This is a genomic window from Hymenobacter sediminicola (genome assembly GCF_014250515.1).
In the GTDB taxonomy this organism is placed as follows: Bacteria; Bacteroidota; Bacteroidia; order Cytophagales; family Hymenobacteraceae; genus Hymenobacter; species Hymenobacter sediminicola.
Genome location: NZ_CP060202.1, coordinates 2,355,779 through 2,369,840, shown reverse-complemented (window position 1 = coordinate 2,369,840; position 14,062 = coordinate 2,355,779). Strand labels below are relative to the sequence as shown.

General features: G+C 59.1%; 12 protein-coding genes. 2 read left to right on the top strand and 10 right to left on the bottom strand.

Features of this window, described 5'->3' with window-relative positions:
* The first annotated feature begins 37 nt into the window (after positions 1-37).
* On the top strand, positions 38-1,840 hold the full coding sequence (locus H4317_RS10030; protein ID WP_260625618.1) for a M61 family metallopeptidase: 1,803 nt from the start codon (positions 38-40) through the stop codon (positions 1,838-1,840).
* Between the two features lie 122 nt (positions 1,841-1,962).
* Here the strand turns inward: H4317_RS10030 and H4317_RS10025 are convergent, their stop codons facing one another.
* The 8 genes from H4317_RS10025 to H4317_RS19375 form a co-directional block, all read right to left on the bottom strand.
* Positions 1,963-2,166 (bottom strand): PID-CTERM protein-sorting domain-containing protein, encoded by a 204-nt coding sequence (locus H4317_RS10025; RefSeq protein WP_185886346.1) that lies wholly within the window; start codon positions 2,164-2,166, stop codon positions 1,963-1,965.
* Between the two features lie 36 nt (positions 2,167-2,202).
* The gene (locus H4317_RS10020) at positions 2,203-4,707 is read right to left on the bottom strand and encodes a DUF8693 domain-containing protein (protein ID WP_185886345.1); all 2,505 of its coding nucleotides are present in this window, start codon (positions 4,705-4,707) and stop codon (positions 2,203-2,205) included.
* Between the two features lie 90 nt (positions 4,708-4,797).
* A complete protein-coding gene (locus tag H4317_RS10015) occupies positions 4,798-5,319 on the bottom strand; it encodes a helix-turn-helix domain-containing protein (RefSeq protein ID WP_260625617.1) in 522 nt (173 codons plus the stop codon).
* A gap of 394 nt (positions 5,320-5,713) precedes the next feature.
* Positions 5,714-7,276: a S8 family peptidase gene (locus H4317_RS10010; protein ID WP_185886344.1), complete on the bottom strand. Its 1,563-nt coding sequence runs from the start codon at positions 7,274-7,276 to the stop codon at positions 5,714-5,716.
* Between the two features lie 192 nt (positions 7,277-7,468).
* Positions 7,469-9,403, bottom strand: a complete 1,935-nt coding sequence (locus H4317_RS10005; RefSeq protein WP_185886343.1) for a KUP/HAK/KT family potassium transporter — start codon at positions 9,401-9,403, stop codon at positions 7,469-7,471.
* 102 nt (positions 9,404-9,505) lie between these two features.
* Entirely contained in the window at positions 9,506-10,042 is a 537-nt protein-coding gene (locus H4317_RS10000; protein WP_185886342.1) for a DUF6232 family protein, read from the bottom strand.
* Positions 10,043-10,138: 96 nt separating this feature from the next.
* Positions 10,139-10,771 (bottom strand): BamJ family beta-barrel-assembly machinery protein, encoded by a 633-nt coding sequence (bamJ, locus tag H4317_RS09995; RefSeq protein ID WP_185886341.1) that lies wholly within the window; start codon positions 10,769-10,771, stop codon positions 10,139-10,141.
* A 256-nt stretch (positions 10,772-11,027) separates the two neighbouring features.
* On the bottom strand, positions 11,028-11,162 hold the full coding sequence (locus tag H4317_RS19375; RefSeq protein WP_260625616.1) for a hypothetical protein: 135 nt from the start codon (positions 11,160-11,162) through the stop codon (positions 11,028-11,030).
* Positions 11,163-11,438: 276 nt separating this feature from the next.
* Between H4317_RS19375 and H4317_RS09990 the strand changes: the two genes are divergently transcribed.
* A complete protein-coding gene (locus H4317_RS09990; protein ID WP_185886340.1) occupies positions 11,439-11,792 on the top strand; it encodes a hypothetical protein in 354 nt (117 codons plus the stop codon).
* Between the two features lie 23 nt (positions 11,793-11,815).
* Here H4317_RS09990 and H4317_RS09985 read toward each other — a convergent pair whose 3' ends face one another.
* On the bottom strand, positions 11,816-12,826 hold the full coding sequence (locus tag H4317_RS09985) for an alpha/beta hydrolase (protein ID WP_185886339.1): 1,011 nt from the start codon (positions 12,824-12,826) through the stop codon (positions 11,816-11,818).
* A gap of 50 nt (positions 12,827-12,876) precedes the next feature.
* Positions 12,877-13,947: an OmpA family protein gene (locus H4317_RS09980; protein WP_185886338.1), complete on the bottom strand. Its 1,071-nt coding sequence runs from the start codon at positions 13,945-13,947 to the stop codon at positions 12,877-12,879.
* Positions 13,948-14,062: the final 115 nt, after the last annotated feature.

The following is a 14,062-nucleotide window of genomic DNA, read 5'->3' as shown; positions in this document are numbered from 1 at the left end:
CCGGCGGGCTCCTTACTTCTCACCTAATTCCCCTTTCATGACCCATTCCCGTACCCGCCTGCTTGTGGCGGCGGTGCTGGTGTTGCTACTGAGCCAGTTCAGTGCGGCACTGGCGGCTCCAGTGCTGCGCTACACGCTGGCTATGCCGGCCCCGCAAACCCACTATTTCGAAGTTGAAACCTCGCTCAGCGGCTTCAGCAAGCAGTATACCGACCTGAAAATGCCGGTATGGGCACCAGGTTCCTACTTGGTGCGGGAGTTTTCGCGGCACGTAGAGGGCTTTGCGGCTCAGGCCGGGAGTGAGGCACTGCGAGTAGAGAAAGTAGCCAAAAATACCTGGCGCGTGTATCATCCTAAAAACAAGGATTTCACGGTGCGCTACCGGGTGTATGCCTACGAGCTGAGTGTGCGCACCAGCTTCCTCGACGCGGCCCACGGCTACGTAAACGGCACCAGCGTATTCATGTACCCCGCTGATAACCAGGCTTTGGCCAGCACGCTGGAGGTGAAGCCTGCCCCGGGCTGGACGCAGGTGAGCACCAGCCTGAAGCCGGCCGGCGGCCAGTTCACGTTCCGCTCCTCGAACTACGATGAGCTGGCGGACTCGCCTATCGAAATTGGCACACACAAGGTATTGAGCTTTGAAGCGGCCGGCACGCCGCACACCATTGCCATGTTTGGGCAGGGCGTGAAGTACGACGAGGCCAAGCTGCTGGCCGACATGAAGAAAGTGTGCGAGGAAGCGCACCGCGTGGTGGGTAAAAATCCGCTGGACCGCTACATGTTCATCATCCACAACATCGACCGGGGCACGGGCGGCCTGGAGCACCTGTTCTCCACCACGCTGTCGGTGTCGCGGAACGCCTACAGCACGGAGGGGAGCTACAAGGGCTTTCTGGGGCTGGTAGCGCACGAATACTTCCACCTCTGGAACGTGAAGCGCATCCGGCCGGTAGCGCTGGGCCCATTCAACTACGATGAGGAAAACTACACCCGCATGCTGTGGGTGAGCGAAGGCGGCACGGAGTATTTCTCGAACCTGATTGTACAGCGCGCCGGTTTCGTGACGCCCGACGGCTACCTGGCCGACTTGAGCAACGGTATTGGCCGCGTGGAAAATACGCCGGGTAACAAGCAACAATCGGCCGCCGAGAGCAGCTACGATGCGTGGATCAAGTACTACCGACCAAACGAAAACTCGGCCAACACGGGCATCAGCTACTACGATAAGGGTGAGCTGATCGGGGCGGTGCTGGATCTGATGGTCATCAATGAAACGAAGGGCCAGAAAAGCCTCGACGACGTGATGCGCTACCTCTACGACGAATACTACACGAAAAAGCAGCGCGGCTTCACGGATGAGGAGTACCAGGCGGCCGTGGCGAAAGTAGCGGGCCGCCGCTTCGATGAGTTTTTCCGGCGCCACGTGTACGGCACCGAAACGCTGCCCTACGAAACGGCCTTCGGGTATGCGGGCCTCACGCTGAAGGCGGCACCGGTGGCGGAGGGCGCGGCGCTGGGTGCCAGCGTAGGCAGCGCCAGCGGCAAGAACGTGGTGACGAGCACCGTGCGCGGGGGCAGTGCCTGGCAGGGCGGCCTGAACGTGAACGACGAAATTCTGGCCCTGGATGGGGCCCGCCTCACCGGCGACCTGACGCAGGCACTGGCCGGCCGGGCCACGGGCTCGGAGGTGCAGCTGCTGGTTTCGCGGGATGGGCAGGTGCAGGAGCTGCGGTTTCCGCTGCTGGCGGCCACAGCCCAGCGCTACCGCATCGAGCGGGTAGCCAGCCCCACGGCGGCACAGCAGGCGGTACTGGCCAAGTGGTTGCCGGTGCGGTAAACTGCTCGGCTTTGCGCTAATAAAAACGCCCCCGTCCGGATTCCGGACGGGGACGTTTTGCTTTCTGGGAAACAATAAGGCTAGGAGGCTACGACTGTCTCCAGTCGATGGCAGTCCGCCGGCTATTTTTTGTTTCTTATGCGGCGCCAGCCGTAGGCAGCACCGGCGGCCAGCAGCAGTGAGGCGCCGCCATCAATAGGCACGGCGGTGGGCTGCTGGGGTTGCTGAGGCTCGGGACCACCGGAGCCCGGGCCTTGGGCCAGAGCGGCAGAAGTAGTGAGGAAAAACAGAAAAGCGGCGGTAACGGGGATAAGAACCTGTTTCATGGCGAGTCGATTAAGAGGGCAGAAAAAAGCGGCAGGCTAGTTAACTACCACCTGCTTGGTGATGGTGGAGGCACCGGCCTTCACGCGCAGCGTATACACTCCCAGCGCCAAGCCCTGCACCGTTAGGGTAATTTTGGCACCGGCAGCCGGCAACGCCAGTGTCATCTCCCGTACGGGCTGCCCCAGCACGTTGTAGAGTACGGCGGTAGCCTGGGTGGCACCGCTAACGGCAGGCACCAGCAGGGTGAAGCTATTGTGCGTCGGGTTCGGATAGACGCTTACGCTGGCGGCCGTGAAGCTATTCTTGGTAGCCAATGTGCGTTGGGGGCTGAAGTGTAGCGAGAAGCGGCCCGTAATCAGGGCAGCGTTGCTGGCCAAGAAGCTGTAGCTCGGCTGCTGCTGCAGGTTTACCTGCTGCCCGGTCAGGGCGTCGTGCAGATACACGTCGGTTGTGTTCAGATTTAGTAGCGAAGCAGCTTGCAGCAAATACGTGCCCGTTGTGGGGACGCCAATGCTCAGAGGAACGATGGTGGCGGCCGTCAGCAGCGGCAGACCGTTCACAGCCAGGTTGGTGCCGGCAGCTACCGAGGCCAGGTTCAGGCCCGTAGTGTTGGGCAGTTTCTCGGCGTCGTAGTGGTCATCAATACCAGCAGTTGCACCAGCTTCGAAGTACACGTAAGCCGGCTCATGCGTGCCTTGGGCCGATACCAGATCCAGCTGAACGGCGGGCCGGGTTTCGGCTGTAGTGCGGTTGAAGGTGGCATCTTCATAAGTATCCGAGCGCCAAGCATCCACGAAGTTGAACGAGGCTACGGGCTGACTCACGCGCAGGAAGAATCCCTGCATAGAACTCACTAAGCCATTAGGAAGAGTGCCGAAACCGTTCTGATAAAACTGGTAAGTGCCCCGGTACTGACTGCTGGACTTGTACACATACACGGCATCAACTACGCCGGCAGGCAGGTTCAGGCGCGCTTTTTTCCAGTCGAGCGGAGCCGCGTAGGGGTTGCCCAGCAATTGCCAGCCCGAGCTGGCTTCGGTGCCCCGGGTGAGCGCACCAACCGGTACGTTACCCGTGTTGAGCGTGCCCACCAGGTCTATTTTCTCATTGGCATTGATGTTCACCGTGTAGCCGAAGCCACGAACGAGCGGAGCACTCAGGCTAGCCGGCGAAAAGAAGCCGTAGTCAAAGTCCTGGGTGGTAGCGCTGGTACCCACAATGCGGGCCTCGTTGAAGCCGTAGACCGTCGGGAAAGGGACGGTTGTATTGCCCTGGGTGTTGTAGGCCGGGTTTACTACTGGCGAGAAGCCGCTGGTAGCTAGGTCGGCTACGGTAGTGCTTTGTACCGGCGAGCTGTAGTGGCGGTAGCCCAAGCCGTTGTTCAGGCTCGGATTGATATAGCGCTGCACCGTGGCCGTGCCAAGCACGCTGCCCCCCGTATTCACAACCATAGCCGTGCCAGTGGCATCGGAGAGCAGGGTGAGCAGGCGGCTGTTGGTAGTCAGGTTGCCGTTGGTAAGGCCCAGCAGGCCGTGGATGCTGATGGCGCCGGACTGGGCAGCGCCGGCCGAGTTGGCCAATGACAACCCCCAAAACTGGGTGCTGCCGGTGCCGCCAATTGCCTGGGCAGTGGTGCCGCTCAGACTGACATTGCCCGCCGTGGCGCTGATTGTGCCGCTGTTGCTTACGTCGCCTTTCACGTCGAGGGCGCCGCCGCTTTGCGTGAGGCTGGCGCTGGTGCCGATGGTCAGGCTTTTTGCTACGGCGTTGCCGCTATCAATCAGCGGGTAAGGCGACGTGCCGGTGGGTACTACGGCGTCCAGCAGGCTGGTCGGCACACCCGCCGACCAGTTGCTGTTCGTGTACCAGTCGGTGGTGCGGCTGCCCAGCCAGAAGGTAGTGGTTGGAATGGCAACCGGCACGGCGCCCGTGCCCGTGTCGATGGTGATGGCACCCTGCCGCGACAGGCCACGGCCCAGCAGCGAAGCACCTTCAATCAAGTTGATGGCTCCGTCAACGAGCAGCGTGCCGCGCATCACGGAGTTACGGCCTAGGTCAGTACGGCCCGTTATCTGCCAATACACGTTGTTGAGCGAAGCGCCGTTGATGACCGATACAGTAGAGCCTTCGCCGGTGGTCAGCGCGCCCGATACGCGCAGAAAGAACATAGCATTCGGGTTGCCCTGTCCGTCCAGAATTAGGCTGCCGGCCAGCGTGGTAGCGGCTCCTACACAGTAGGAGTTAGGCGTGAGCACCTGCGGGTTGCTTACCGGCCCGCCGTATACGGCCAGCGGCACCACGCAGGAAATAGTAGACATGTAGCCAAAAGCAGCCTGCACATCGGTAGCAGCCTGGGTAGAGCGGGTATCGGCCACGTGAATGGTGCCATTTACAACGCCGGGCGGAAAGCCGCTGAATGCACCGGCATTCGTACCAATATCACCCTGAATCACGCTCGGACCGACGTTATCGAAGGCCCCGACTGCGGTAAAGAAAGCAAAGCTCGAAGCTGCTCCCAGCGCCGGCGCAACCTGAGCCATCAATGTCCCAGGCAGCACTGCCAAAGTAACAGAGGTCAGCAGTAAGAGAAATCGTTTTTTCATAAGAATGTAAGCTTTGTAGTGTGCAACTTATCTGCACGCTACAAAGCTTACCCCCCGGTTTTGCACAACGCTTACACAATTGCAGAACCTGTTTACACCATTCCCACTTTCCTGAATAATGCCCTGATTAACGTTGTGCTGCTTGAAGACTGTAGGCGTTAGCCCCGTCACCTTTTTAAACTGATTAGACAAATGGGCCACGCTGCTATAGTTCAGCTCGTGCGCTATTTGCGTTAAGCTGAGCTGCCGTTGTAGGAGCAGTTGTTTCGCCTGCTCAATCCGGAGTTCAATCGTGTACTGTTCAATCGTGCCACCTGTCGCCTCCGAAAATACGGTGGCCAGATAGGTGTAATCGTAGCGGAGCTTGTGGCTGATATAGGCCGAATTCTTGGACTTTCGTAGTCCTGCAGCATCGTGCAGCATTTCCCCGATAACCGCTTTGGTGTTTTCTATCAAGACAGCTTTGGCACTGCACAGCAACTCCAGTCCAGATTCCAGCAGCGCCAGCCGTAGTTGCTGGCGTTGCTCGTCGTGCAGTTTTTCGGTCAATTATGCTCTGCCTAGCTCCACTATCTTGTACTGCAATCCTAACGCGGTTAACCTTTCACGCACAATCTTTTTGCTATGCTCATCGATCATATACTTGATATAGATTTTCATTTGTCGAAACGCTGATGCCTTGTAAATCCGGAACCTATCTAGGTCCAACCATCATCAGCCGCACAGTTCCGCCATACGCAGCGTTATGATATTAAATAACTGATTTTGGGGTTTTGAGAAAATAAGTGACTGAAAACCAATTAATTCTCATAATGGATTGTGGGGTTGGCTGTTTTCTCATATAGAGAATAAGGGTAGAGCAGTCTTGAGCAGATGCATAACAAGAAAAGCCCTGCCCGGGACTTTCCGGACAGGGCTTTTTACAACCTAGAAAGCTGGGCTGCTACAGCGGCAGGGCTCCCACGGCAGCGGCCACATTCACGCGGCCCCAGCCGAAGCTGCTGCTGCGGGCATTGCGGTTGGAGCTGGCGGCCACGAGGCGGCTTAGTATCTGGGCGCGCGTTTCGGTGGGGTATTTGGCCCATACCACGGCAGTCATGCCGGCCATGCTGCTGGTGGCCACGCTGGAGCCGCCCACGGTGCTGGGCGCATCACCGGACATAGCCAGCGTGAGAGGCCGCCGGTCTATGCTAGTGCGCTGCATGACCACGGTAAACTCCACATCGGAGCCAGTATGGCACTCGTCGCAGCGGGTGGTGAGGTTGTCTTTCACGCCTGTCACGGCCACGGCTTCGGGCAGCGAAGCGGGGTAGATGACGCCCACAATGCCCGCCGACCAGTCGAAGGACGTGCCGGCGGCGCAGAAGATGAGTTTGCCCCGGCTGTAGGCATAGCGGATAGCGTCTAGCATCTGCGACGAGCTGGTCAGGCGACCCATACTCATGCTGATGATACGCACGTCAGCACGGTTGCCGGCCAGAATGTAGGCATCCGACACGCCTTTTACCTCGCGGCTGGCATCCAGAAACACGTCTTCGGCGGCGCGCACCGTAATGAGGTTGGCGTTGTAGGCAATACCAACAGATGCGCCATCGGTGCCGCGCGGCGCGGCGCAGGCCCCGGCCATACTAGTACCGTGGCCGCAGCCGTCGTTGGGCGTTTCGGCGTCGCCGTACGGAATGCCAAAAATGCTGTTGCGGGGCATGGTCACGAGGCGTTCAATGGTGCGGCCGGTGCTCTGGCCCTGGTTGAAGGCCGACCCCAGATTTTCCTGCGCATCAGAGCAGCCCGAGTCGATGATGAGCACCTTCACGCCGCGGCCGGTGCTCTGGTTCCAGGCCGAGCGGATGCCGTGGTACTGGTCGGCCTGGTTCCACGACGACTTACTGCCGCCAGTGAGCACCGTGTAGTCGGAACCGGCCACGAGGCCCGCCGTGGCCGTGTTGCTGCCGCAGCCGCTGCTACTAAGAGCCGCTGCGCCTTTGTTTGCATCGGGGCGGTTGGGCTCGTAGCCCATGGGTTCGGCGTAGCGCACCAGCCCGGAAGCCCGCAGCGCTTTAATCGTACTTAGCTCCCGCACCGTCACGTCGAGCACAGGCAGCACATTTTCCTGATATGCGACCAGCGTTTCGGCCGTCAGTTCGGGATGTGCTTTCTGCTCCTCAGTCAGAATAAGGGCCAGTACCTGGGCACGGGCTTGTTGCCAGGCCGGATTCGAGGCCGCATCATCCGGCAAGGCACCGCTGTGGCCCACGGGCCGGTAGCCCACAGACAGCACATAGTCGGAGCGGGTAAGGGCACTCCAGACGACGTGGGCCGTGGCCTGGTTCCAGTCGTATTTGCCGGTTTCGCGCAGGCGGCTCATGATCTGCTCATCGAGCTGCTGGCTGGTGAGGGCTGTGGTCGGCTCCAGTTCGGGCTGAGGCGCGAGCTGCTCATCGGTCTGTTGCTGGCAGCTGGCCAGCAACACCGCCAGGAGGGCGGCAGAAAGGGTAGTGGTACGCATACGGTTGGGGGAGTTTGGGTTGTGGAAAAAGCGCAGAGCTTCAAGGGAGGAAAATTTCCGCCCAAATCCAAGTGCGCGGCATGCCTAATTTATTGGGCCTCAGTAGGTGAAGTCAGTTGGAAAACAAAAAAGCCCTGCTGAACATCAGCAGGGCTTTTACGAGGCTGGCAGTCGCCAGCGAATCACATAATTTTACAATACGCGTTTCAGGGCTACGTCGCGCACAGGCGTGATGACGAGTGGTACTTTTTCCACTTTCACGGAGCTGGTATCGAGGCCGAAATACTTGTCTTCGGAGGCAATGAACTGCTTGATGTAGAAGTACGCCTGCATCACCAGCTTCTCAACCCACGGAAACTCGTTTTCGACAGAAAGGAATTTTTCCAGTACCACGAAGCGGAAGTCACCCGTTACGTGCTGCTTGCTCAACGACTCATACCGCGAGGTAATGTCCACTTCCTTGTTGCGCACCAGGTCTTCCACCACTTTGCGGAAGTACAGGTTGATGCGCTGCTCTACCCGGAAACCCAGCCGGAACGTGATGCGGAAAGCATCATCGGGCGCTAGTTCGTGCACCTTATACTCCATCGTGTACGGCTCGTCGGTAGTGTCGACGTGCACGAACCAGTAGATATCGGCGCGCTTGGGGCGCTTCTGAAAGATGGAGTATATGATTTTTGACTCGATTTCTGATGCTCGTTCGGCCGAAGTCATGAACACGAGGTGGGTCGCGTACTTTGGTACTGTGTCATCGTCGGAAAGCTCCTTGAGGGCATCCATGTACGGATCAATCTTGACGAATTCTGTGAGGCGCCGCTTGATGTAGAAGGCCCGCAGCCACACGTACATCACGCTTACCAGCGTAGCCCCAATGGCCAGCGACACCCAGCCGCCGTGCGGAAACTTGATGAGGTTGGCTATCAAAAAGGAAGCTTCAATGGCGCCATACACCACCACAAACAGTGCAATAGCGGCCAGCGGCACCTTTTTGGAGTATAGCCACATGGTAAGTAGCAGCGTGGTCATGAGCATCGTCAGCGTAATGGCCAGGCCGTAGGCGGCTTCCATATTTTCGGAGCGCTGGAAATACAGCACCACACCTATGCACCCGAATAATAGCAGCCGGTTCATGCTGGGCACGTAAAGCTGGCCTTTCACGTCGGTGGGGTAGTTCAGCTTCACCTTGGGCCACATGTTCAGGCGGATGGCCTCGGCTACCAACGTAAACGAACCCGTAATAAGGGCCTGCGAGGCAATAATGGCCGCAATGGTAGCAATGCTGATACCGATGAGTAGAAACCACTCCGGCATCAACTCATAAAACGGGTTGCGCTTATTAAGCATTTCGCCTTGGTGGGCAATCAGCCAGCCGCCCTGGCCCATGTAGTTGAGCACCAAGCAGGTTTTCACGAAAATCCAGCTGATACGAATGTTACCCTTGCCGCAGTGGCCCAGGTCGGAGTACAGTGCCTCGGCCCCGGTGGTACACAGAAATACCGCACCCAACAGCCAGAATCCGCCGGGGTAGTTCACCAGCAAATCGTAGGCGTAGTAGGGGTTCAGTGCTTTCAGAATCTCCGGGTGCATCATAACGCCGTGGATGCCCAGCACCGCCAGCATCGAAAACCAGACGAGCATGATGGGCCCGAAGGCCTTGCCCACAATCTGAGTGCCGAAACTCTGCAGCAGAAACAGCCCCGCAATAATGCCAATAACGATAGGTACCGTAGGGATACCCGGGTACACGGCCTCCAGCCCCTCAATAGCCGAGGACACGGAAATAGGCGGCGTAATGACCCCATCGGCCAGCAGGGCTGAGCCGCCGATGATGGCTACGGCCGAGAGCCAGGGGCCGCGCCGCCGCACCAGAGCATAAAGTGAGAAAATGCCGCCTTCCCCGTTGTTATCGGCGTTGAGCGTCAGCAGTACATATTTGATGGTGGTCTGGAGCGTGAGCGTCCAGAACACGCAGGAGATGCCGCCATACACCAGCATCGGGGTGATGCGCTCCGGCACGATGGCCTTCATTACGTAGAGCGGCGAGGTCCCGATATCCCCGTAAATGATGCCGAGGGCAATAAGCAGACCGGCCGTAGAAATAGCCGTGTGCGAGTGTTTGGCGTCCATGTGCGGAATGAGAAGGAATTAGGGGCCGAAAAAGGCGCCCAAAGGTAGGGCCCGGCGCGCAATCATCGTCGGGCGTTTACCAGCCTGCAGAAAGTGGTTGTTTTATTCGGTCGTCGGCGGCTCAGGTGGCCGGGCAGCTGCTTCGGCCGCCAATAGAGCCAGAGCTGCGGCTTCAGCAGCTTCATCGTGGCGGCGGCGGATACGGCGGTTGGTTTCGGCCGTCAGCTTCTGCCACTGAGCCGGTTCGCCGGGCAGGGCAAAATGCATGGTTTCGCGGCCCAAGCGGTGCAGCCGGAGGCGGTTGGTGCCGCGCTGTCCCCAGGCCAGCAGCAAAGCGCCCACAGTAATGCCCAGCGCGGCCGGCATCAGGCGCACCCAGTTTTGGAGCAGGCCCAGCAGAAAGCCCGCCAGCGTGAAGCCACCCAGCAGGAACCACAGCAGCCAGCGTACGCGCTGCACCTCTACCGCTTCCAGCTCGCGCAATGCAAACCGCTGCCCGTTTACCTGCAGCGCATCCTCGGTAAGTACCAAGCGGCCATCTTCGCTGCTAAGCGTAGGCAGCGGTGGACGCGGCGGCAGCGCCGGAGCCGGGGTTTCGGCGGGCGGCAGGTGCTCTTCGGGTAAAAGTTGGTCAGACACGGCAGGGGCAGAAGAAGCCCGCCCGGCCGCTGTGCTGCTGCGTACCCAGTGCGGGGCAGCAGCAACCGTAGCAGCCGGGCGGACGACCGGGTTTCCTCAGTTATTTACTCTCAGCAGCTCCACGTCGAAGATGAGCGCCGAGTCGGGGCCGATGTCGCGGCCGGCACCACGCTTGCCATAGGCCAGGTTTGAAGGGATATAGAGGCGCCACTTCGAACCTTCGGGCATCAGCTGCAGGGCTTCTGTCCAGCCGGCAATTACCTGGTTTACACCGAACGTAGCGGGCTGGCCGCGCTGGTAGGAGCTGTCGAATACATTGCCGTTGAGGAGCGTGCCGTGGTAGTGCGTAGTAACCTGCGAAGTGGGGCCGGGCTTCTTGCCAGAGCCTTCGGTCAGGACTTCGTACTGCAGGCCGCTGGGCAGGGTCGTGATGCCGGGCTTGTTCTTGTTTTCGGCTAGGAAAGCTTCGCCTTCTTCTTTGTTGTTGTTCATGGCATTGGGGTCTTGGGTGTCGTCTTCGTCTTCGGGGCCGCCCATCTGCTGCTGAAGCTGCATCATAGCTTCCTGCACCTGCTCCTGGCTCAGGCGGCTGGGCTCCCCGCTGATACCTTCCTTCATGCTGGCCGCCAGGATGTCCACATCCAGGTCGAGGCCCTGCTGGGCGAAGTTGCGGGCCAGGTCGCGGCCGATAATGTAGCTGATCTGCTCTTTCAGGCCAGTTAAGTTCATAACACACTATGTTGTGCTGCGCTTCCGGGAGGCTGTAGCTGAGGGCCGGCTCCGGCAAGGTAGCGGGTGAGAGAGGTATCCGGCTGCCCAACGCGGGCTGCCGAACTGTGAAGTACCGAAAACAGCCGGGAATAGATGTGGTTTTTTCAGTTTTGGTTTGTAACCCCCTGATTTTGAATCCGGGTTTATTAGGGGCTAAACAAAAAGAACCCTGCCACAGGGCAGGGTTCCGGAAAAACAGCCGGTAAACCGGTGTTTAGAAGTGCAGCTCTTCGCCGTCGTGCAGGTCGAAATGGAGGTTCAGATCCAGGACTTGGGCAGCAAGGTAGCTTAACGAGCCCAGCCCACCCAGGACCAACAGCGAAGAGAAAGCAGCAGTGGTCTTTTTCATGGCAATGTTTGTATGTGTTGTCAAATCAGGTTGTTGACTGCAAAGGTAATACGTCAAGTCTGATAAATTGTTATGCAAGCATCATTTAATTGCTAGATGATTGGAATGGAATGCGTGCTGGTAAGTCAGAGGAATCCGTGCGGAGGCAGCGGCATGGGGATAACGAGCAGATGCTGCCTGCATAGCTGGAAAGCCATTATGCAGGGCCTAAAAAGCCGGGAATGGTATAGTGTTTGCCCACGTTGGTCATACACGCTTTTTTACCCTCTGTATGTTATGAAAAGATTCTTACTCGCTGCGCTGCTGATGGGCAGTGCCTTGGCCGGACAAGCACAGCAGCCCGCTGCGGCAACTGTGGCCCCCGCCCGCACCGAAGAATACTGCCAGCTAAATGCCCAGCAGAAGCTGAACGGCAAAATTACTATCTCTATAGACTACGGCCAGCAGCAGAAGTTCTTCTCCCGCAACCTGTTCCGTGACTCCGAAGGCAGGCCGGTAGAGTTCAACTCGGTAATCGATGCCCTAAACTGGCTCAACAGCCAGGGTTGGGAGTTTCTGAATGCCTACGTGCAGGTAGAAGACGGCAGCAGCGTATCGCACTACGTGATGCGGCGGCGGATAGTCTCCTGAACGAGCTAACTCTGCCGCCCCATTTAGCGCCTTGGAAACACCTTGTTCAGGAAATTTACTGTGTACTCCAGCGTTGGCTGAAACCAGGGGTTGAACAGCGGAAATGGGTGAGGGGCCTCCGGGAAGCTGTGCACTTCGGTGTAGATGCCTAGCGCAGTAAGCTGGCGCATCATATCGTCGCGGCCGGCGTGCATGCGGTCCACGCCGCTGTTGATGAACAGCATGGGCGGCGTACCGGCACCTACGTAGCTCAGGGCGGAGGCCTGCTGCCACAGGTCGGGGCGGGTGAGCTTGTTGCTGCCGAACCAGTAAGTAGCCGCCGAAGTGCTTTTGCTGTCGTTGCCCTCGCCCGACTCAGGATGAAGGAACGCCAGAATACCATCTACGTCTACAATAGCCTGCACAGCGCTGGAATGGGGGCGGTGGCAGCTGCCAGCCTCAAACAGCGAATTGCCGTTGGTGCTGCCGATAAGGGCCGCCAGTTGCCCGCCGGCCGAAAAACCCCAGACCGCCACACGGGTAGTGTCGATGGCATAAGTCCGGGCATTGGCCCGCATCCAGCGAATTGCCGCTTTCAGGTCCTGCACTGCGGCTGGGTATGGGGCTTCAGTAGAAAGCCGGTACTCGGCCGTGACGGCTACAAAGCCACGACCGGCCAGCTGCTGCGCCAGCGGTACATGCTGGCTTCGGTCGCCGGAGCGCCAGCCGCCACCGTGGATGAGTAGCACGGCCGGAAACTGCTGCCGGCGTTTGGCCTTCGGGTAGAACACATCCAGTTGCAAGGCACGGCTGCCGGGCGTGCAGTACGTGAGTTTGGTTTGAGCCCGAACTCCGCGTGGTACCGGCGGCCGGGCAATACTGATATCGGGATGCTGCTTCTTGGCCTTAACATAAGCGCTGTGTACCGTGAAGGAAGTGTCGCGGGGTGAGGCAAGCTGCTGGGCCAGTGCCCCAGTGGGCACGCAGGGCAGCAGCAAGCCGATGCTCAGGCAGCGCAGCAGCCGGGTAACAACTAGCAGGGGAGAGACAGGCATCAGGATACCAAAGAGTGAATAGAATACGTCTCTAAGCTACGAGCCTTGTCTCATTCCTGTGCTTCGGCTACTTCCACGCGGCGGTTGCGGGCGTCGGGTGAGGGGTATAGAGGACGGGAGTCGCCGTAGCCGATAGTGCTGATGCGGGCGGCTTCAATGCCGGCCTTCACTAGGTACGTCTTCACGGCTTCGGCCCGCTGCTCTGACAAGACCTGGTTTTTTTGGGGTTCCCCGATTTTGTCGGTGTGGCCGGCTATGCGCAGCCTGAGCGTAGGGCGGGACTTCAGTTCCGCGGCCAGCCGCTCCAAGGCGGGCAGGCCTTCCGGGAGCAGCTCAGCGGTTCCCAGCCGAAACAGTACCGTGGGTAGCACTACCGGCGAGGTAGCTACCAGCGGCACCGGTACCCGGCGTGCAGTATCCTGCCGGGCACTCGTGTCGGGCCGGATGGCTGCCGGTGGGGCGGGCTTTGGCGGCGCACTGGTTACCTGAATGGTGATGGGAACAGCTGTGCTCTGGCGAGTAGGATAGTAGCCCTGCGTGAGGTAGAAAGTGGTGGTCTTGCTGAGCCGGGTGCGGTAGGTGTTGCCGGTTGCCACGGGTTGTTTCAGGGCGGCATCGGCATACCAGAGCACGTTGCGGCCCGATACGCGGATGGTGCTTTCGGTGTTGGCTGCCACCGTAGCCGCCGACTTCAGCTTCACGCGGTACAGCGTAAACGTGCCTACGTCGCAGTTGCCGGTGGGCTGGTAGGTGGCCCGGCCGGTCAGCCTCTCCTGGGTTGGGTCGTAGATGAACGTAATGGAGCCTTCGCACCAATAGGTGAAGGGCGTGGCGCCGGTTTCGTGGAGCTTGCGCACGTGCTCCAGCCGCATTCCGGTACCGATCCGGGTGCCCTGCATCTGAAACGTAACCGTCATGTTCTGCTGCCCGCCCTGTTCCTGGTACAGCACCCCGAACAGCGTAGAGCCGTTACTTTTCTGCAGCCGAAGCACCGCCGGCCACACTTCACCCGGCTCGCCGGTATCGGTTTCCACTCCCTGCCATACGCCCGATAAGGACTGCGCCGAAGTGGTGAAAGACGCCAGCAGCGCCACCACAATCAACCAGAACCGAGGTTTCATGCTGTTTTCAATAGCTATAGAAATGCAGATGGAAAGAAAGCCCGAAAATACAAGCTGCAGAAATACGCATCCAGTTCCGTAGCAGCCTCACTGCACAAGCAAACGGACTTTTCTA

Bases quoted from the DNA above. Each gene is read 5' to 3' on its own strand.
- H4317_RS10030 (WP_260625618.1), top strand. From the start codon at position 38: ATGACCCATTCCCGTACCCGCCTGCTTGTGGCGGCGGTGCTGGTGTTG.
- H4317_RS10025 (WP_185886346.1), bottom strand. From the start codon at position 2,166: ATGAAACAGGTTCTTATCCCCGTTACCGCCGCTTTTCTGTTTTTCCTC.
- H4317_RS10020 (WP_185886345.1), bottom strand. From the start codon at position 4,707: ATGGCTCAGGTTGCGCCGGCGCTGGGAGCAGCTTCGAGCTTTGCTTTC.
- H4317_RS10010 (WP_185886344.1), bottom strand. From the start codon at position 7,276: ATGCGTACCACTACCCTTTCTGCCGCCCTCCTGGCGGTGTTGCTGGCC.
- H4317_RS10005 (WP_185886343.1), bottom strand. From the start codon at position 9,403: ATGGACGCCAAACACTCGCACACGGCTATTTCTACGGCCGGTCTGCTT.
- bamJ (WP_185886341.1), bottom strand. From the start codon at position 10,771: ATGAACTTAACTGGCCTGAAAGAGCAGATCAGCTACATTATCGGCCGC.
- H4317_RS19375 (WP_260625616.1), bottom strand. From the start codon at position 11,162: ATGAAAAAGACCACTGCTGCTTTCTCTTCGCTGTTGGTCCTGGGTGGG.
- H4317_RS09990 (WP_185886340.1), top strand. From the start codon at position 11,439: ATGAAAAGATTCTTACTCGCTGCGCTGCTGATGGGCAGTGCCTTGGCC.
- H4317_RS09985 (WP_185886339.1), bottom strand. From the start codon at position 12,826: ATGCCTGTCTCTCCCCTGCTAGTTGTTACCCGGCTGCTGCGCTGCCTG.
- H4317_RS09980 (WP_185886338.1), bottom strand. From the start codon at position 13,947: ATGAAACCTCGGTTCTGGTTGATTGTGGTGGCGCTGCTGGCGTCTTTC.